Raw genomic sequence first — 19,231 nt, forward strand, 5'->3', positions numbered from 1 at the left:
CGCCCCTAGGGAGCTACAGTCACCGGCGCCACGACGGACCGTTCCCCATCTCCTCCGCCGCGACCGCGCGCCACCACGGGCCGGTAGCCGCGTACGGCGGCAAGGGGACGGGGTGGGGGGTGTCCGCCCGCAGCGGCCGGCGTCCGTTACAGGGCACCGTTTAAGCAGCAGCAACCGCCGGACCGAGGACGGATACCCCCCACCCCGGCCCCGACCCCAAACCACACCGCACGCGCTACACAAGCCCCCACCGGGCCCGCAGCTGCGCCGCAGGCATCCAGGGGCGCGGGGAACTGCGCAAAAACGCCCGCCCCCACCGAACCCGCACCAGAACAAGACACCGCCCAACCCCCGGAGGGAAACGCAATGCCGGCGCAGCTCCCCAGCTGCGCCGGCATTTTGCCGTCCGCCGCACCCCCGTCCCCACGGGGTTTCATGGGTTGATGTCCCCGCCCGGACCGCTCTTCCGGGCCTGGGGCGCCGCTCAGCGCCCCAGCATCACTCCCACGGACGACGCTTGTGTGGCCACTGTCTCCCAGCCGTCGAAGACGACGAGGAGCAGGACCGCCAGAGGAAGGGCCATCAGCGTCGCCACCAGCGGGTGGCGACGACCCGTACGGCGGGGCTGACGTGTGCGGGACAGTGCCCGCGGTGCCGTAAGAGCCATGGTCCCTCTCCTGACCGTTCTGTTGTCGTGGGCAGCGGCGGGTGTCTGACCTCGGGGGACGAGTGCTGCACCCGCCGCTTGACCTCAAATCTAGGCCTCAGGGGCTCCCCGCACGTCATGCCCTCGTACCGATTGCCGGGCCTCCCCGAGGATGAGCCATCACCAGCGGAGTACTCCCGTGGGTGGAGACGAGGACCTAGGTCTCCGGGTCTTCCCGGAGGGGTCGCCCGGTCTGCCCCGCTTTCTCCGAGCTGTCCTCGCGCGGCACCGGCTGCTCCACCAGAGCGAGCACCCGGGTTGCCATGAAACGGGCCGTACGCACCACCGATCCGTTCCGCGTGACTTCGCTCACTTCCACGACACCTCGTCGTACCGCCGTCTCCACCCGGCGGCCCGCCCTGCTCGCCACCACCTCGTAGGTGCGCGTCGTGTCCCCTGCGTCCACGACTATCTCCACGCGATCACCCTTCACGGGTTCAATCCCCCTTCTGCGACGGGTGGTTGGGATCACATCCGAACCGAAGTCCGCCCGCCCTCCGGCTCCCTGACCACCCTTCAATTCTCCCACCCGGCACTGACAATCCATCGGGACGAGAGGGCGCGGCCTCTGCGCGCGGCGGCCCGCGGAAACGTAAGCTGTGGCTCGTCACACGGACCGGGCAGCGGGGATGAACATGGCGATGATGCGCCTGAGGCGCGAGGACCCGCGCGTCGTCGGCTCGTTCAGGCTTCACAGACGGCTCGGCGCCGGGGGGATGGGAGTCGTCTACCTGGGCTCCGACCGCAAGGGGCAGCGGGTCGCGCTGAAGGTCATCCGGCCTGACCTGGCCGAGGACCAGGAGTTCCGGTCACGATTCGCGCGCGAGGTCTCCGCGGCCCGGCGGATCCGCGGCGGCTGCACCGCCCGGCTGGTCGCGGCCGATCTGGAAGCGGACCGTCCGTGGTTCGCCACCCAGTACGTGCCCGGCCCCTCCCTCCACGACAAGGTCGCCGACGAGGGCTCCCTCGGCGCCGCCGAGGTCGCCTCCATCGGGGCCGCCCTGTCGGAGGGGCTCGTCGCCGTGCACGAGGCGGGGGTCGTGCACCGCGACCTCAAGCCGTCGAACATCCTCCTCTCCCCCAAGGGCCCCCGGATCATCGACTTCGGCATCGCCTGGGCGACCGGAGCCTCCACCCTCACCCATGTCGGCACCGCCGTCGGCTCCCCCGGGTTCCTCGCGCCCGAGCAGGTGCGCGGCGCCGCGGTGACGCCGGCCACGGACGTGTTCTCCCTGGGCGCGACCCTTGCGTACGCCTCGATGGGCGACTCGCCCTTCGGACACGGCAGTTCCGAGGTGATGCTGTACCGCGTGGTGCACGAGGAGGCGCAGCTGCACGGCGTGCCCGACGCGGTCGCCCCCCTCATCCGGGCCTGTCTGGCGAAGGACCCCGAGGAGCGGCCGAGCACTCTCCAACTGTCGCTGCGGCTCAAGGAGATCGCGGCCCGCGAGGCGCAGGGCCTGCCGGATCTGCGCCCGCCGGCCCCGCGCGCCGGCGAGGCGGACCGGCCCACCGGACGCATCACCGACACCTACCCGGAGCGGGCCGCCCAGCGACGCCCCCAGGGACAGCCCGGCCCGTCCGGCTCCCAGGGAGGTTCCCAGGCCCGCGGTTCCGGACAGACCCGGGGCCAGGCCGCCGCGCGAGGCGGTGCTCCGTCACGCGGCGGCAGCACCCCGCGTGGCACTGGCGTGCCCTCCTCCCGCTCCGGCCCCCGGCCCACCCCGTCCTCCTCCTCGCGGAACACGACCCGCTCCGGCAGCGGAAGCCGGCCCGCGCCGCGCAGCGGTACGGGCCGCCCGGCGCCCAGGAACACCAAGTCGGGGCTGCGCCCCGCGAACCCGCGCCTCCTGCGCCAGCGGCTGTTCGTGTTCGTCGTCGTGACCCTGCTTGTGGCGCTCGGCATCGCCGCGGCCCAGGGCTGCCAGGGACCGTCGCGCGGACTAGGCGGCGACGGCGTCGTACGGGAGCAGCGGCAGGGACAGGTGCACGCGTCGCCGGACCGGGTACCGCCGCAGCGGCCGGCCGGCGTCGGCACGGACTGAGCACGCCGCCGGGCCCGTCGTAGGGCACAGGGGCCGGAGTGGACGGGGACCCCGCTGGTCAGGTCTGCGGTCGTCCCGTGGCCACCGCGTAGAAGGCCACCGCGGCCGCAGCTCCCACGTTGAGGGAGTCGACGCCGTGCGCCATCGGGATGCGGACCCATTCGTCGGCGGCGACCAGGGCCTGGGTGGTCAGGCCGTCGCCCTCGGCGCCGAGCATCAGGGCGACCCGGTCCATCCGGTGCGGGGCGGCCTCGTCGAGGGTCTTGGCCTTGGCGTCCGGGGTGAGCGCGAGGAGGGTGAAGCCGGCCTCGCGGACCGAGTCCAGGCCCTTGGGCCAGCTGTCGAGGCGGGCGTAGGGGACGGAGAAGACCGCGCCCATCGAGACCTTGACGCTGCGGCGGTACAGGGGGTCGGCACAGTCGGGCGACAGCAGCACCGCGTCCATGCCCAGCGCCGCCGCCGAGCGGAAGATCGCGCCGATGTTGGTGTGGTCGTTGACCGACTCCATGACCACCACGCGCCGGGCGGTCTGGAGCAACTCGGCCGCCGTGGGCAGCGGTTTGCGCTGCATGGAGGCGAGCGCGCCGCGGTGCACGTGGTAGCCGGTGACCTGCTCGGCGAGCTCCGGGCTGACGGCGTACACCGGGGCGGGGAGTTCGTCGATGACGTCGCGCATGACGTCGACCCACTTCGCGGACAGCAGCATGGAGCGCATCTCGTAGCCGGCGTCCTTCGCCCGGCGGATGACCTTCTCGCCCTCGGCGATGAACAGGCCCTCGGCCGGCTCGCGTTTGCGGCGCAGTTCGACGTCGGTCAGGCCCGTGTAGTCGTGCAGGCGCGGGTCGTCGGGATCCTCGACGGTGATGAGATCGGCCACAGAGTGATACTGCCTTGTCCTGGGAGCGGTGCCAACGGCTGGGAGCGGGTTGTGTTACCCCGGGTTACTCCGAGGGCTCCGACACCCGCGGTCCTACGGCGACGACCTCGCCGACGACGATGACGGCCGGGGGCTTCACGTCCTCGGCGACGACCACCTCGCCGACCGTCGCCAGAGTGGCGTCGACCCGGCGCTGGGCGGCCGTCGTCCCCTCCTGGACCAGGGCGACCGGGGTGTCGGGCGACTTACCGTGGGCGACCAGGGTCTCCGCGATCCGGCCGATCTTGTCGACGCCCATGAGGATCACGAGGGTGCCGGTGAGCTTGGCGAGGGAGGGCCAGTCGACCAGGGAGCGGTCGTCGTCCGGCGCCACGTGGCCGCTGACCACCGTGAACTCGTGGGCCACGCCCCGGTGGGTGACCGGGATGCCGGCCGCGCCCGGGACCGAGATCGAGCTGGAGATGCCGGGAACGACCGTGCAGGGGATGCCGGCCTCGGCGAGGGCGTGCAGCTCCTCCATGCCCCGGCCGAAGACATAGGGGTCCCCGCCCTTCAGCCGTACGACCGACCTGCCCTGCTTGGCGTGCTCGATCAGGGCGTTGTTGATGGCCTCCTGGGCCATGAAACGGCCGTACGGGATCTTCGCCGCGTCGATCACCTCGACGTGCGGCGGGAGTTCGGCGAGGAGGTCGCGGGGGCCGAGGCGGTCGGCGATGACGACGTCGGCCTCGGCGAGCAGGCGACGGCCGCGGACCGTGATCAGGTCGGGGTCGCCCGGGCCGCCGCCGACGAGGGCGACGCCGGGGGTGCGGGTGCGGTGGTGGGGGGCGACGAGGGTGCCGTCGCGCAGGCCCTCGACGACCGCGTCCCGTACGGCCGCCGTGTGGCGGGGGTCGCGGCCCTTCGCGCTGGTCGTGAGCACGGCGACCGTGACGCCCTCGCTGTGGCCCGTCGCCGGGGTCCAGGCGGTGGCGGCGTCGGCGTCGTCGGAGCGGACGCACCAGACGCGGTGGCGCTCGCCCTCGGCGGAGGCCCGCGTGTTGGCTTCCGGGTCGCTGGTGGCGATGAGGGCGTACCAGGCGTCCGCGAGGTCGCCCTCGCGGTAGGGCCGCTTCTCCCAGGCGATCTCGCCCGCGTCCGCCATCGCCTCCACCGAAGGGGTGGCCTCGGGGGACACCAGGAGGACGTCCGCGCCCGCCGCGATGAGGGCGGGCAGGCGGCGCTGGGCGACCTGACCGCCTCCCAGGACGACGACCCTGCGGCCGGTGAGGCGGAGGCCTACGGGGTAGGCGGGGTGTTCGGCCATGAGGTGCGGCTCCTCGTCCTGGCAAGGCGATGGGTGCTACGGCGCCGGAGCAGCCCTGACGTGCAGATTTTAGAGATGGGTTCAGCGTACGGCCGGGGTGGGGTGCACGCAGGAGCGCGTACCCCACCCCGGCCGCGGGGTCACTTCTCGGTGACACCCGCCGAGTCGAACGTGGCGACCTCGTGCATGGCCCGCGCCGTGCTCTGGACCAGCGGCAGGGCCAGCAGGGCGCCCGTGCCCTCGCCGAGACGCAGGTCGAGGTCGACCAGGGGGCGCAGGCCGAGCTTGTTCAGGGCGGCCACGTGACCCGGTTCGGCGCTGCGGTGGCCCGCGATGCAGGCCGCGAGGACCTCCGGGGCGATCGCGCGGGCCACCAGGGCGGCGGCGCCCGCGCTGACCCCGTCGAGGATGACCGGCGTGCGGAGGGAGGCGCCGCCGAGCAGCAGGCCCACCATCGCCGCGTGTTCGAAGCCGCCGATCGCCGCCAGGACGCCGATCGGGTCGGCGGGGTCCGGCTGGTGGAGTTCGATCGCGCGGCGGACGACCTCGGTCTTGCGGGCCAGGGTCTCGTCGTTGATGCCGGTGCCGCGGCCGGTGACCTCGGCGGGGTCGGTGCCCGTGAAGACGGAGATCAGGGCGGCGGAGGCGGTGGTGTTCGCGATGCCCATCTCGCCCGTGAGGAGCGCCTTGTTGCCGGCCGCGACCAGGTCGCGCGCGGTCTCGATGCCGACCTCGATGGCCTGCTTGGCCTCCTCGCGGGTCATCGCGGGGCCGGTGGTCATGTCGGACGTGCCGGCCCGGATCTTGCGGGGCAACAGGCCGGGGGTGGCCGGGAGTTCGGACGCCACGCCGACGTCGACCACGCACACCTCGGCGCCCACCTGGCCGGCGAAGGCGTTGCAGACCGCGCCGCCGCCGAGGAAGTTTGCGACCATCTGGGCCGTCACCTCCTGCAGCCAGGGGGTGACGCCCTGGGCGTGCACGCCGTGGTCACCGGCGAAGATCGCGACGGCCGCGGGCTCCGGGATCGGCGGCGGGCACTGCCGGGAGAGCCCGGACAGCTGGGCGGAGATGATCTCCAGCATGCCGAGCGCACCGGCCGGCTTGGTCATCCGCTTCTGGCGCTCCCAGGCCTCGCCGAGCGCCTTGGCGTCCAGCGGGCGGATCTGGGCGACGGTCTCGCCGAGCAGGTCGTGCGGCTCCTCGCCGGGCAGGGCGCGGCGGCCGTACGTCTCCTCGTGCACGACCCAGGACAGCGGGCGGCGCTTGGACCAGCCGGCCTGCATCAGCTCGGGCTCGTCCGGGAACTCGTCGACGTACCCGACGCACAGGTACGCGATGACCTCCAGGTGCTCGGGCAGCCCCAGCGCACGGACCATCTCGCGCTCGTCGAAGAAACTGACCCAGCCGACGCCGAGGCCCTCGGCGCGGGCGGCGAGCCACAGGTTCTCCACGGCGAGCGCGGCGGAGTACGGAGCCATCTGCGGCTGGGTGTGCCGGCCGAGGGTGTGGCGGCCGCCGCGGGTGGGGTCGGCGGTGACGACGATGTTCACCGGGGTCTCGAGGATGGCCTCGATCTTCAGTTCCTTGAACTGCTTGGCCCGGCCCTTGGGCAGCGACTTGGCGTACGCCTCGCGCTGGCGCTGGGCCAGATCCTGCATCGCCGCGCGCGTCTCGGCGGAGCGGATGACGACGAAGTCCCACGGCTGCGAGTGGCCGACGGAGGGCGCGGTGTGGGCGGCCTCCAGGACGCGGAGCAGCACCTCGTGCGGGATCGGGTCGCTGCGGAAGCCGTTGCGGATGTCGCGGCGCTCCCGCATGACCTTGAGGACGGCCTCGCGCTCGGCGTCGTCGTAGGCGGGCGCGGCGGGGCCCGTGGACTGTCGTGCTTCTGCCACGGGAGCCGTGCTCGCTTCCTGCTCTTCCTGGTCTTGCTGGTCTTCCTGATCGGCCGCCCGGGTGTCCAGGTCGTCCGCCTGCTGGGCGAGCTGGGGGCCGCCGACCGCGTCACGCGGGGCCGGGACCACGGCTTGCGGGGTGTCGTCCGTGGGGAGCGACAGGGGGTGGGGCGGGGTCGGCGCGAGGTGCGGGGTCGTCGGCACCGTTCCATCCACCGGCACGAACTCACCGAGGGGCTGACCCGGTTGGGGCTCCAGGGGAACTCCCGCGGGCAGGACGACGGGCACCTCGGCGGAACCGGGGGTCGCGAACTGGGGCTGGGCGTCAGGGAGTTCGGCCAGGAAGGGCTGGGGCGAGGGAGCCTGCGGCCCCTGCGGCGCCTGGTCCGGGGTGGACGGGAACTCCGCCGGCGCGGCGGGCTCCGACTGCTGGACCCCGTCCGCCGGAACCGTCGGGTCCATCGGCTGTACGTCGATGTCGGCGGCGTCCGCAGCGACGGGTTCCGGCGCTTCCTGGACGGGGTCCTGCGGGGCGGGCTGGAGAAGATCCGGGGCGGGGACGACGTGGGGCGGCTGCGGCTCCCCGGTGGACTGGGCGGCGGGGGCAGGCTCCTGGGCCTGCTCGAACGCCGGTGCCGCCTGCTCGACGGGCACCGCTTCCTCGACGGGGAGCGGCTCGGGAGCCTCCGCGGTGAGCGGCTCGGAAGCCTCCGCGGCCGAGTCGTCCTCCGCGAGTGCGGGGAGCTCTTCGGCCGGTGCGGTGACAGCGTCCGCCGGCTGCGGGGCCTGTTCCACCTCCGCGGGCGCCTGGAGGGCTACGGCTTCGGGGGCGTCCGGGGTGGCCACGGCGACGGCTTCCCCGGCGGGGGGTGCGGTTTCGGGGGCGGCGGTTTCCGGGGCTGGGACGGCTTCCTGGGCGGCGTCGGGAGCCACTACCGGTTCCTGGGGCACGTCCTCGGCCGTCACCATGTCCGGAACGACTACTTCCGGCGCGACCGGTTCCGGCGCGACACCAGCCTGCGGGACGACGGCGGCCACCGCCTCCTGTCCCTCCGCGACCGACTCGGCTCCGGCGACCTCCGTCTCGGCCACGACGGGCTCGGACACCACGGGCTCGGACACGAGGGCCTCGGGCACGGGCGTCTGCTCGGCCGCCTCGCCCACCTGGGCCTCCTCGTCCGTGGCCACCGCAGCGGTGTCGGCGCCAGGCGCGTCCGCGTCGGCAGCGGGAGCGGGCTGAACCTCATCGGGCAGGGAACCGTCTCCCGGCACCTGTGGCTGAGCTCCGTCCGCCCCGGAACCGTCGGCCAAGACCTGGCCCGCTTCGGCCACCGGCACGTGCGCGGCCTCGGCGACCGGCTCGGCATCCGGCACCGGAGCCACCGCGGCCTCGTACTCGGCGCCGTCCTCCTCGGAGGCGAGGTGGCCCACCGCGGCCTCCGCCGCGGCCACCGGTACCGGCGCCGGAACAACCGTTTCGGCAGCCGGGGCCACCGTGCTCACCGGCACCTGGACGGCGGTCTGGGCCGGGGCGCCCCACGGGACCGCGCCCTGCGGCTGCGGGGCTTCGAAGTACTCGGGGCCGGGGCCGGGCGCGGCCGGCTGGCGTACCGGCGCGCCCGCGGGGCCGCGGTCGGCGAGGGAGCGCACCGGGCTCGCGGAGGCGTCGGGGATCGGCGGCCCGAGGTGCAGCGGCCGACGGGGCGTGATGGGCGGGATCGGCACCGTAGGAGCCTGGACCTGCGGTGTACGGACCGCGCTCAGATCGTGCACTCCGCTGTCCCGGCCGGCCATCTCGTGCGGGCCCGGCTCGTGGACGGTCTCGACGACCGGCTCCGGGGCGGGCGGGGCGACCTCGTTGCCCCAGGGGCTCTGGGCGCCCGGCAGCAGCAACAGGTCTTCGTCCTCGGCGGTGGTCTCGGAGAGGTAGGTGTACGCACCCGGCGCGGGAACGCCGGGCTGTTCCACCATGCCTGCGTTCTCCGGCAGTCCCTCGCCCGGAACCTGGCCGGTGTCGGTCATGCGTACCCCTCGCCCATCGGTTAGTGCTTCTACAACCCGCTCACCGGGGGACTGCGCACCGACCGCCCCCGCAGTGAAGAACGAGCGTGCGTGCCCAGCGGCACGAACGGCCTGCCGAGAAAGACGACAAAGCCATTAACTGGCATTGTCCCGGCCGTTCTCCCGTCGCGACAGGTTGATCCGCGACAGCCCACTGTGGACTGCGCCACGTTGCGCGTCCTCCGGTTCTGCCGTACCGCACCCCATCCCAAAACGGGCGCGCTTTCCGGACATTGACGAACGAATGCCGGTCGGCCGGGAGCGGTACAACGGTCGGCCAGCCTACCGCGCGCAGTACGACAACAGGATCACGGGGACGGCGCAAGCGCGACGAGCGGCGTCAGGCCGTACGGTCCGGCAGGACCCCGCTGAGCAGGAACGCGACACTCCGTTCCGTCTCCGTCCAGGCCCGGGTGTCGAGTTCGACGGACTGGAGGAGGGCGCACTCGACGCGGTAGCCGTGCTCGGTGAGGTCCCGGCCGACGAGTTCGGCCTCGTCGCGGGTGGCCGCGTGGGCGACGATGCGCTGCGGACGCCGGTCGGCGACCGCGGAGACCACGGCCACTCCCCCGCCGCCGACGCGGACGACGTCCGGTTCGGGCAGGTTCTCCAGGACGTGCGGCGCGGTGCCGGGGACGATCTGGACCTGGAGTCCGAAGGCGCGGGCGTTGGCCTCGGTGCGCTCGCAGGCCCTCAGGTCGCGGTCGACGGCGATGACGGCGGCCCCGGCCCGGGCGGCCTCGGTGGCGAAGGCGCCGCTGCCGCAGCCGATGTCCCACACGAGGTCGCCGACGCGCGGTCCCAGTCGGGTGAGTTGGGCCGCGCGGAGCGGTTCCAGTTCGCCTTCGCCCATGAGGCCGCCGTATGCCTCGGCGGGCAGGGTCCAGCCGCGGGGCGTGGCGGCCGGGTCACGGCCCGCGATCCAGCCGCCGTCCTCCGTGACGGCGGCCGTGCCGCCGATGACGATGACGAGGTTGGGGTCGCGCCAGGTGTGGTCGGCGGCCTTGTCGGAGGTGACGACGGTGACCTGTTCGCGGTCGGTGCCCAGCTCCTCGCAGATGACGAAGGTGCGGTGGACGCCCTCCATCAGCAGGCCGAGTTCGGCGGGGCCGGCGCCGGGCGAGGTGAGGACGGCGACCTTGGGGTGGGCCCGGCACACGTTCACCGCGCGGCGCAGGGTGCGCCGGTGGGCGACGACCACCTGGGCGTCGTCCCAGGCCATACCGGCGCGGGCGAACGCGGCGGCGACCGAGGAGACACCGGGGACGACCTCGACCTCCAGGCCGAACTCGGGTGCGCGCAGGGTCCGTACGACTCCGAAGAACCCGGGATCGCCGTCGGCGAGCACGACCGCGGTGCCGCGGTGGCCGGTGATACGGCGGGCGGCGAGGGCGACGCTGCCGAGGCGGATGCGTTCGGCGGTGGGGGGCACCTCGGGGAGTGCGAGGTGGTGGGCGGCGCCCGCGACCAACGTGGCGGCGCCGAGGGCGGAGCGTGCCGCGGCGGTCAGCGGCGAGCCGTCCCAGCCGATCACCGTGACCCGGTCGGCCATCGTCTCTCAGTCTCCAGGGGTGTGCGCAGGTTGTCGTCGGTGGGCAGCCCGCGGGGGGCTCCGTGAGGGTACCCGCTGCGCCTCGGGAGCGCTTTCGCCGGCCCGAGTCCGAATCCGGTCAGTTCCAGTCGGAGTACGTCGTGAAGCCGTCCGTGTCGGCCAGCCGGTCGCCCGCTCCGTCGAGGTCCTCGGGCAGCAGGCTCCACACGATGAAGTCGGTGCGGACATCGCTCCAGGTGCCGTCGTCGGCGCGGACGTGCGCTATGCAGGCGCCTCGCAGGACACCTTCGCTGATGCAGCCGATCTTCTGGGCGACCTGCTGGGAGGCGGTGTTGTCGGCCGCCGTGCGCAGCTCGATCCGCTCGAACTTCTGGTCGGTGAACAGCCAGTGGGCGGTGGCGAGCGCGGCCTCGGAGGCGTAGCCCTCGCCGCGGGCCCAGGGGGCGATGATGTACGACAGCTCCGTGGAGCGGACGTGCCAGTTGGTCTTCGCGAGCTGGACGACGCCGACCAGGCGCTGGGTGAGGAACTCGGTGACGGCGAAGTTGATGCCGCGACCGGACTCCCGCTCGGCCGGCGCGTGCTGCGTGATCCAACCGTGCGCCTGGTCCTCGCTGTAGGGCTGGGGCACGTCGGTCCAGGCCCCCACCTGCTCGTCGTTCATCATCTCGGCCAGCGCGGGCACGTCGTCCTCGTCCAGGGGGCGCAGCACCAACCGCTCCGTGCTGATGGAGATGTTGGGGAAGCTGCCACTCATGCGCCACTCCGTAACCGTCGGAAAACCTGCGGGGCCTGCTGAACTGCCCAGCATGCAGCATGAAAGCACCGAACCGCATCACGGGGCCCACAGGTGGTGAGCGAGTGGACCCCGTGCGTGGCGATACGTCGTATACGCGCCGGTGGCTACGCCGATCAGAAGGACGCGATGACCGAACCGGCGTACTCGTCCTCGATGAACTTCGTGACCTCGGGGGAGGTGAGGAGCTTGGCGAGCTTCTTCACGCGCGGGTCGTCCTGGTTGCCGTCCTTGACCGCGAGGAAGTTGCCGTAGGGGCTGTTCTTGGCGGACTCCAGGACGAGGGCGTCCTTGGCCGGCTTGAGGTCGGCGGAGATGGCGTAGTTGCCGTTGACGACCGCCGCGTCCACGTCGTCGAGGGAGCGCACGGTCTGGGCCGCCTCGACCTCCTTGAACTTGAGGTTCTTCGGGTTCTTGGTGATGTCCCGCGGCGTCGCCTCGCTGCCGACGCCGTCCTTGAGCGTGATCAGCCCGTTGGCGGCGAGCAGCTTCAGGGAGCGGGCCTCGTTGACGGCGTCGTTCGGAACGGCGACGGTCGCCCCGCTCTTCAGGGCGTCGGCGCTCTTCACCTTGTGGGAGTAGAGGCCGAGCGGCTCCAGATGCACCGTGACGACGGGCACGATGTGCGTGCCGCGCTTCTTGTTGAAGTCGTCGAGGTACGGCTGGTTCTGGAAGTAGTTGGCGTCCACCGAGCCGTCCTCGGTCGCCGTGTTCGGCACGATGTAGTCCTGGAACTCCTTGACCTCCAGGTCGAGGCCCGCCTTCTTCGCCAGGTGCTCCTTGATGTAGTTCAGGATCTCGGCGTGCGGGGTGGGGCTCGCGGCGACGACCAGCGGTCCGCTGGTGTCGGAGGCGGAGCCCGAGCCGGACGAACCGCAGGCGCTGAGCCCGAAGGTGAGGGCTCCGGCGGCGAGGACGGCGGTGCTGAGCTTTGCGGTGTTACGCACGAAAAGTGCCTTTCCTTTTGGGTGCAGCGATCCCGCGAGGGGTGCGCGGGAAAATCCGGGAGGGGTCAGACGGTCTTGGTGTCCGCCGTCGAGGCCTTCAGCAGCCGAAGCTTCGGCGCCGGGCCGGAGCGACCGCCGCGGCGGTGCAGCGAGCGGGCCGTGAAGTCGCCGGCGAACTGGATGAGCGAGATGACGACGGCGAGGATCGCGACGGTGATCCACATGAGCTGGGTCTCGAAGCGCTGGTAGCCGTAGCGGATGGCGATGTCTCCCAGGCCGCCGGCGCCGACGGTGCCGGCCATCGCCGAGTAGCCGATGAGCGCGACGATCGTGGTGGTGGTGCTGGCGATCAGCGAGGGCAGCGCTTCCGGTACGAGGACCTTGCCGACGATGGTCCAGGTGTTGCCGCCCATCGACTGCACGGCCTCGACCAGCCCGCCGTCCACTTCGCGGACAGCCGTCTCGACGAGGCGGGCGAAGAACGGGATCGCGCCGATGGCGAGCGGCACGATCGCGGCCTCGCGGCCGATGGTCGTGCCGGTGATCGAGCGGGTGAAGCCCATGAGCGCGACCATCAGGATGATGAACGGCATCGAGCGGGCGACGTTCACGACCTGGCCGATGACCTTGTTCGCGACGACGTTCTGGAGGAGTCCGCCCCGGTCGGTGAGGACGAGCAGGACACCGAGCGGCAGACCGCCCACGACGGCGATGAGGGTGGACCAGCCGACCATGTAGAGGGTGTCCCAACACGCCTGCTCCAGCAGGGGCTGCATCTCGGACCAGGTCACTTGGCACCTTCCTTCACCAGCTGCTGCTCACCGACGACGTCGATCTGCAGGCCCTGTTCGCGCAGGAAGCCGACGGGCACGACGTTGTCCTCGTAGCGGCCGGGCAGTTCGATGCGCATCCGGCCGACCTGGAGGCCGCCGACGGTGTCGATGGCGGCACCGAGGATCGATATGTCGATGTTGTAGGTGCGCGAGAGCTGGGAGATGACGGGCTGGGTGGCCGCGTCCCCCTGGAAGGTGACATCGACGACGGTCCGGTCCTCGCCGGTGGCGGTGCCGCCGACCGGGAAGAGCGCGGAGGCCAGTTCGGAGCCGGGGGTCGCGAGCAGTTCGCTGACCGTGCCGGACTCGACGATGCGGCCGTTCTCCATCAGCGCCGCCGAGTCGCAGATCGACTTCACGACATCCATCTCGTGGGTGATGAGCAGGACGGTGAGGCCCAGCTGCCGGTTCAGGTCGCGCAGCAGCTGGAGGATCGAGCGGGTGGTCTCGGGGTCGAGGGCGCTGGTGGCCTCGTCGGACAGGAGCACCTTGGGGTCGCCGGCCAGGGCGCGGGCTATGCCGACGCGCTGCTTCTGGCCGCCGGAGAGCTGGGCCGGGTAGGCGCCCGCCTGGTCGGCGAGTCCGACGAGGTCCAGCAGCTCGAGTGCCTTGCGGGAGCGCTCCTTGCCGGACTTGCCGAGGATCTCCAGCGGCAGTTCGACGTTGTCCCGGACCGTCCGGGTGGACAGCAGGTTGAAGTGCTGGAAGACCATGCCGATACGGCTGCGCGCCTGCCGCAGCTCCTTGCCGGCGCGCTGGCCGCGGCCCGCGAGGGCGGTGAGGTCCTGTCCGGCGACGGTCACGGTGCCGGCGGTGGGGCGCTCCAGCAGGTTGACGCAGCGGATGAGCGAGGACTTGCCGGCGCCGGACTGGCCGATGACGCCGTACACCTCGCCTTCGCGGACATGCAGATCGACGCCGTCCAGGGCGGTGACCTCACGGCCGCGCGAGCGGTAGACCTTGGTCAGGCCTGTTGTCGTGATCACTGGGGTTTCCGTCACTGTCGAGTACCCGGGCGTGGGTGTGCCCCGGTACGGGAGAGAAGTCGTGCGCGGGCACATGGGTCGCGTACGGCGTTCACGGCGTACGGACGTGCCGGGGCGGCTCGCTTCGGGGCGCGAGGCTCAAGGGGTGGTGCGGGGGCCCTCTAACAGGCGCACATTCGACACATACAACGAGCACCGGGCGTCAGGGTCGCCTCGGTCGCAAGGGTGCGGCAGCTCGTCGTGGTCATGCGATCAGTAAAGCAGACGTATGGGAGCGACCAAGAACCTGTTGTCCGAATAGTGGACAGCAGTGGACAGGTGTCAGGACCGGACGGAGATGTCCACGTTCCCGGCAGTGACCAGGGCCGACAAGGCCGACAGGTTCTCCACCACCAGGTCGGCGTGGAGCTCGTGGGCCTGGTGGGTTGTGGTCAAGGCCACGGTGGTCATTCCCGCGGCACGCCCGGCGCGCAGGCCGGCGGGGGCGTCCTCGAAGACGACACAGCGGGACGGGTCGACGCCGAGTTCGCGGGCGGCGAGCAGATAGGGCTCGGGGTCGGGCTTGCCGCGGGTGACGTCGTCGGCGGCGACCAGGGTCTTGGGCAGGATGCCGACGGCTTCGAGCCGGGCCTCGGCGAGCCGGCGGGTGGCGGAGGTGACGACGGCCCAGCGGTCGGCGGGCAGGGAGTCCAGGAAGGCCGCGGTTCCGGGCAGCAGATGAACACCGCCGTTGGGCACGTCCTCCACCTCCAACTCCTCGATCCGCGCGAGGGCCCGTGGCACGACATCGGCGGGGAGCAGGTCCGCCGCTATCTCGACGGCCGGGCGCCCGTGCAGTTCGACCTGTGCGAAGGCCTCCGCGGTGATGCCGAACTCCGCCGCCCAGCGTGTCCAGCAGCGGTGCACGGATTCGAGGGAGGAGACGAGCGTTCCGTCGTTGTCGAACAGGAGGGCTTCGGCCTGGATCTTCATGCCTTCGACCCTACGGTGCCGGGCGGGGGCGGCCGCATCAGGCCTTTTGCGCCGTAATAGGCTCGCCGCATGTTTGATGCCCTGACGCTGGTGACCGGCGTCGCCGCGCTGCTGCTGGCCGCCTGGTGCGGCTGGGCCGCCTACCGTGACGAGCCGACCAAGGACTGGCACTTCATCGGGATGGCCGTGGTGTCGGTGCTGGCGCTGGTCCAGTTGGTGGTCGGGATCGTGCAGCTCGCACGGGGCGAGAAGCCGGAGCAGGGGACGACGATCTTCGTCGCCTATCTGCTGGGGGCGTTCGCGTGTGTGCCGGCGGCGGGGTTCATGTCGCTCGCGGAGCGGACGCGGTGGGGATCGGTGACGGTTGCCGCCGGCGGTGTGGTGCTGGCCGTTCTGGAGGTGCGGCTCTATGACATCTGGGGAAGCTGACGTGAGCGGGGGCCGGCGGCGGCTGACCAGTGGGCCGGGGACGCTGCTGGTGTGGTTGTACGGCGTGATGGTGGTCGGGGCGGTGTCGCGGTCGGCCGTGCAGATCTCCACGGAGTTCGACCGGGCGCCGCTTGCCTATTCGCTGTCCGCCGTGGCCGGGGTGGTCTACGGGTTCATCACGTACTCGCTGGTGCGGGGTGGGGAGACGGCGCGTAAGGCGGCGCTGGTGTGCTGTGTCGTGGAGCTGTTGGGTGTGCTGACCGTCGGCACGTGGACGCTGGTGGAGCCTTCGGCGTTTCCGGATGCCACGGTCTGGTCGGACTTCGGGATCGGGTACCTCTTCATCCCCGTACTCCTGCCGCTTTCCGCCATTTACTGGTTGCGGAAAGGTGCGCCCACGGGGGATGCCGCCTGAGGTTCTTGGGCGGCATCCGGCCGTAAATGCAATCGTCAGGCCGTAGCCGCGTATGTGCCCGCCGGCTTCTCCAGGACGATCATCGGGACCCCGTCCGCGCCGCCCTCCGACGTGCCCACCGTCTGGTAGCCGACCTTGCGGTAGAGGCGGAGGTTGCCCTCGCTGCGGTGGCCGGTGAAGAGGCGGAAGCTGGTGGCGCCGCGGTCGTCCGCGAGGGCGGATTCGGCTGCCCGGAGGAGACGGGCGCCGATGCCGTGGCCCTGGAGGCGCGGGTGGACGCAGAGTTTGCCGATGGCGGCCGAGCCGTCCTCGGTGACCCGGCCGCGGACCGAGCCGACCACCTCGTCTCCCAGGCGGGCCACGAAGACACAGTCCGAGGCCACCTCGGCACGGACCGAGTCCAGGGTCTGGACGAGCGGATCGATGCGGTAGTTGCCGTACAGCGCCGCTTCGCTCTGGAAGCACAGGTACTGCAGCCTGAAGATCTGCTCCGCGTCCTGCTCGGCCGCCGCAGAGATGGTCACGCTCATGCCCATGTGCGCACGCCTCCCGCTCACCTGATCGCCTGTTGTCCCCCACTCCTATCCCCGCGTTCGGCGTGTCGCAACCTCCGGTGCAAGCAGTCGTCGCAGACATCCCAGGCATCTGGAACGTTCCGGACCAAGACTGCCCTGTGAGATACCCAACTCCCCCGCGATCTCGCGGTAGGTGAGGTCCCTCGGGGACAGGAGGGCCGCGATCAGCGAGGGGCAGCGGCCGGGCAGCCGGCGTACCGCGTCGTGCAGGGCCCTGCGCCGGGCCGCGGCGAGGGTGAGCTGCTCGGGGGTGCGGTCGGCGTCGGCCGCGGGCTCGGTGTCGTAGGGCCGTTCGAGGCGGGTCGTACGACGGCTGCGGCGGGACTCGGAGCGGACGGCGCGGCGGAGCCAGCCGGGCGGGTCGAGGGGCGGGCCCTGGGTTTCCAGGTGCTCCAGGAGGCGGAGCCAGACCGCCTGTTCCAGATCGGCGGGTTCCGTACCGGAGGCATGTGCCTCCGCGGAGGCCTCGGCGGTGAGCAGCGGGCGCAGGGTGGTGACCAGGTCGGGCGTCATATGCGGTACGACACGGCTGCCCGGGTCGTGGGTTGCCCGGGCGGCCGTAAGTCACCCCCATCGGGGGCCGCCGGCTCAGCCGTTGACGACGTCCTGACGCGCCAGGACTCCGGTGTCCGCGTTGTCGGTGAAGACGCCGTCGATGCCGGTGGCGAAGTACCGCTTGAACGCGCCGAAGGCGTCTCCGTAGGCGTCCGCGCCCGTGCCCTTGCGGTACTCCGCCGGCAGGAAGGGGTTCTCGTTGCGCATGGTGTAGGGGTGCAGGATCAGCCCGACCTTGTGCGCGTCGGCGACCAGGGTGGTCTCCTTGTCTAGGCTGCCGTCGGCCTTCTTCGTGATGACCAGGTCGAGGGTCGGGCCGATGCCCTGGGCGTAGCCCGCGATCTCCCTGAGGCCCTTGGGGGTGATCAGGTCGGCGACGGTGCGCGGGTCGCCCGTCGCGACGAAGTCCCAGGGGCGGGTGTTCGCGGCGGACAGGAGGACGACCAGAGGGTTGTCGACGAGCTTGTTCAGACGCTGGATGCTGGTCGGCTCGAAGGACTGGAGGATGACCGGGGAGTCGCGCCTGGCCTTGCCGTGCTTGTGCAGCAGCTTCGCGACCCGCTCCTCAAGGCCCAGGCCGAGCCCCCGGAAGTAGGTGGGGTGCTTGGTCTCGGGGTAGATCCAGACCTGCTTGCCGCGCCTGCGGGTCTGCTCGTCCTGCCACTTGAGGACTTCCTCGAAGGTGGGGATCTCCCAGCGGCCGTTGTAGAGCGTGTTGTGCGGGCGGTTGGCCGGGAGGCGCTCGATCGCGCGGAGCATCTTGAGCTCCGCGAGCGTGAAGTCCTCGGTGAACCAGCCGGTGGTGGAGACGCCGTCGAGGACCTTGGTCCTCTTGCGGTCGGCGAACTCCTTGTGGTCGGCGACGTCGGTCGTACCCCCGATCTCCGGTTCGTGGCGGCAGACGAGGTGACCGTCCCTGGTGGGGACGAGGTCGCCGGCCTCGACGACGTCGGCGCCCAGGTCGAGGGCGAGCTGGTAGGAGCCGAAGGTGTGCTCGGGGCGGTAGCCGCTGGCACCCCGATGGCCGATGATCGTCGGCACGGGCAGGCTCTTCAGCCCGCCGCCGTGCCCGGCGGATCCGGCGGTCGCGGCTCTCGCCGTACCGGAGAGGCCGAGGACCGCTCCCCCGGCGCCGAACATCGCGGCCCCGAGAAGTGCCCGTCGTCCGGTGCCGTCCGTGTGGTCGTCCTGCGATCCCATGGGGACCCCTCCTGCCGTCGCCTCTTCGATGCGGGCCGATCGTAGGTCGGGGTCCGTGACGGGCGGGAGACCTCCGGCGGAACACACAGGTGACGCGGGATGTCGTATGGGAACAGATGTCTGATGGTTCGTCGGCTTCATGGCCGAGAGGCGGGGTACGCGTCGGTCGGGGCGACCTCCGTCACATCGTTCCGCCCGGGTTTCCGGGAGGCAACGGGGTTCAACCGCAGGTAAACGAGTGTCAACAGTGCGTAAGACCTCGGTGAACCCCGGGCGCCCGATGTGCACGACCCCCCGAGCCGCGAGTAATGTCCTCACCTGCACAGACTCATACAGTTTCCCTGGTCGTTCTCTTGACACCGGAGGGCCCGTTGTCCCGCTTCGCGCTCATCAAGGCAGTGCTCGGACCGATCATGCGCCTGATGTTCCGCCTACGGGTGGAGGGCGCGGAGCACATCCCGGGCGACGGTCCGGTCATCCTGGCCGGCAACCACCTCACCTTCATCGACTCGATGATCCTTCCGCTGGTCTGCGACCGGCAGGTGTTCTTCATCGGCAAGGACGAGTACGTCACCGGCACGTCCCTCAAGGGCCGGTTCATGGCCTGGTTCTTCATCGGCGTCGGCATGATCCCGGTGGACCGCGACGGCGGCCGCGGTGGCGTGGCCGCGCTGATGACCGGGCGACGGGTCCTGGAGGAGGGGAAGGTCTTCGGGATCTACCCCGAGGGGACCCGCTCGCCCGACGGCCGGCTGTACCGGGGGCGTACGGGCATCGCCCGTCTGACCCTGATGACGGGTGCGCCGGTGGTCCCCTTCGCGATGATCGGCACGGACAAGCTGCAGCCGGGGGGTGCGGGGATGCCGCGCCCGGGGCGCGTGACGGTTCGGTTCGGTGAGGCGATGGAGTTCTCGCGGTACGACGGGATGGACCGGGACCGCTATGTGCTGCGGGCCGTGACGGACTCGGTGATGACCGAGGTCATGCGGTTGTCCGGGCAGGAGTACGTGGACATGTATGCGACGAAGGCGAAGGCTGCGTAGCCGGTTCGTCGTCGGCGCGGGTCCGTGGGGCTTCT

18 protein-coding genes are annotated in these 19,231 nt (G+C 71.6%); 4 read left to right on the forward strand and 14 right to left on the reverse strand.

Annotated features, from left to right (window positions below):
• Positions 1-484: 484 nt before the first annotated feature.
• Positions 485-667: a hypothetical protein gene (locus H293_RS0109360; RefSeq protein ID WP_028807692.1), complete on the reverse strand. Its 183-nt coding sequence runs from the start codon at positions 665-667 to the stop codon at positions 485-487.
• 196 nt (positions 668-863) lie between these two features.
• Positions 864-1,139, reverse strand: coding sequence for a hypothetical protein (locus H293_RS0109365; RefSeq protein ID WP_007380750.1), 276 nt, complete (start codon positions 1,137-1,139; stop codon positions 864-866).
• A 196-nt stretch (positions 1,140-1,335) separates the two neighbouring features.
• On the opposite strand from H293_RS0109365, the gene H293_RS49280 reads away from it, so the two are divergent.
• On the forward strand, positions 1,336-2,751 hold the full coding sequence (locus tag H293_RS49280; protein WP_020117612.1) for a serine/threonine-protein kinase: 1,416 nt from the start codon (positions 1,336-1,338) through the stop codon (positions 2,749-2,751).
• A 58-nt stretch (positions 2,752-2,809) separates the two neighbouring features.
• Here the strand turns inward: H293_RS49280 and H293_RS0109375 are convergent, their stop codons facing one another.
• From H293_RS0109375 to H293_RS0109415, 9 genes are all read right to left on the reverse strand, one after another.
• A complete protein-coding gene (locus tag H293_RS0109375) occupies positions 2,810-3,628 on the reverse strand; it encodes a TrmH family RNA methyltransferase (RefSeq protein WP_020117613.1) in 819 nt (272 codons plus the stop codon).
• A 64-nt stretch (positions 3,629-3,692) separates the two neighbouring features.
• Positions 3,693-4,934: a uroporphyrinogen-III C-methyltransferase gene (gene cobA / locus H293_RS0109380; protein WP_020117614.1), complete on the reverse strand. Its 1,242-nt coding sequence runs from the start codon at positions 4,932-4,934 to the stop codon at positions 3,693-3,695.
• Between the two features lie 140 nt (positions 4,935-5,074).
• Entirely contained in the window at positions 5,075-8,854 is a 3,780-nt protein-coding gene (gene cobT, locus H293_RS0109385; protein ID WP_020117615.1) for a nicotinate-nucleotide--dimethylbenzimidazole phosphoribosyltransferase, read from the reverse strand.
• A 379-nt stretch (positions 8,855-9,233) separates the two neighbouring features.
• Positions 9,234-10,445: a precorrin-6y C5,15-methyltransferase (decarboxylating) subunit CbiE gene (gene cbiE / locus H293_RS0109390; protein WP_020117616.1), complete on the reverse strand. Its 1,212-nt coding sequence runs from the start codon at positions 10,443-10,445 to the stop codon at positions 9,234-9,236.
• 118 nt (positions 10,446-10,563) lie between these two features.
• Entirely contained in the window at positions 10,564-11,202 is a 639-nt protein-coding gene (locus H293_RS0109395) for a GNAT family N-acetyltransferase (protein ID WP_020117617.1), read from the reverse strand.
• A 155-nt stretch (positions 11,203-11,357) separates the two neighbouring features.
• On the reverse strand, positions 11,358-12,188 hold the full coding sequence (locus tag H293_RS0109400) for a MetQ/NlpA family ABC transporter substrate-binding protein (RefSeq protein WP_020117618.1): 831 nt from the start codon (positions 12,186-12,188) through the stop codon (positions 11,358-11,360).
• A 65-nt stretch (positions 12,189-12,253) separates the two neighbouring features.
• Positions 12,254-12,979: a methionine ABC transporter permease gene (locus H293_RS0109405; RefSeq protein ID WP_020117619.1), complete on the reverse strand. Its 726-nt coding sequence runs from the start codon at positions 12,977-12,979 to the stop codon at positions 12,254-12,256.
• On the reverse strand, positions 12,976-14,007 hold the full coding sequence (locus H293_RS0109410) for a methionine ABC transporter ATP-binding protein (RefSeq protein WP_020117620.1): 1,032 nt from the start codon (positions 14,005-14,007) through the stop codon (positions 12,976-12,978). The genes H293_RS0109405 and H293_RS0109410 overlap by 4 nt, the downstream gene beginning before the upstream one ends.
• Positions 14,008-14,328: 321 nt before the next feature.
• On the reverse strand, positions 14,329-14,979 hold the full coding sequence (locus H293_RS0109415; protein WP_020117621.1) for an HAD family hydrolase: 651 nt from the start codon (positions 14,977-14,979) through the stop codon (positions 14,329-14,331).
• 69 nt (positions 14,980-15,048) lie between these two features.
• Between H293_RS0109415 and H293_RS0109420 the strand changes: the two genes are divergently transcribed.
• Entirely contained in the window at positions 15,049-15,408 is a 360-nt protein-coding gene (locus H293_RS0109420; RefSeq protein ID WP_028807693.1) for a hypothetical protein, read from the forward strand.
• Positions 15,389-15,823, forward strand: a complete 435-nt coding sequence (locus tag H293_RS0109425) for a hypothetical protein (RefSeq protein ID WP_028807694.1) — start codon at positions 15,389-15,391, stop codon at positions 15,821-15,823. Before H293_RS0109420 ends, H293_RS0109425 begins: the two co-directional genes overlap by 20 nt.
• A gap of 35 nt (positions 15,824-15,858) precedes the next feature.
• Here H293_RS0109425 and H293_RS0109430 read toward each other — a convergent pair whose 3' ends face one another.
• The 3 genes from H293_RS0109430 to H293_RS0109440 form a co-directional block, all read right to left on the reverse strand.
• Positions 15,859-16,359, reverse strand: a complete 501-nt coding sequence (locus H293_RS0109430; protein ID WP_020117624.1) for a GNAT family N-acetyltransferase — start codon at positions 16,357-16,359, stop codon at positions 15,859-15,861.
• A gap of 45 nt (positions 16,360-16,404) precedes the next feature.
• Complete coding sequence (locus H293_RS0109435) at positions 16,405-16,911, reverse strand: sigma-70 family RNA polymerase sigma factor (RefSeq protein ID WP_020117625.1); 507 nt, start codon at positions 16,909-16,911, stop codon at positions 16,405-16,407.
• 75 nt (positions 16,912-16,986) lie between these two features.
• Complete coding sequence (locus H293_RS0109440) at positions 16,987-18,153, reverse strand: glycerophosphodiester phosphodiesterase (RefSeq protein WP_020117626.1); 1,167 nt, start codon at positions 18,151-18,153, stop codon at positions 16,987-16,989.
• A gap of 371 nt (positions 18,154-18,524) precedes the next feature.
• On the opposite strand from H293_RS0109440, the gene H293_RS0109445 reads away from it, so the two are divergent.
• Positions 18,525-19,196: a lysophospholipid acyltransferase family protein gene (locus tag H293_RS0109445; RefSeq protein WP_020117627.1), complete on the forward strand. Its 672-nt coding sequence runs from the start codon at positions 18,525-18,527 to the stop codon at positions 19,194-19,196.
• Positions 19,197-19,231 lie beyond the last annotated feature (35 nt).

Source organism: Streptomyces canus 299MFChir4.1, from assembly GCF_000383615.1.
GTDB lineage: Bacteria > Actinomycetota > Actinomycetes > Streptomycetales > Streptomycetaceae > Streptomyces > Streptomyces canus_C.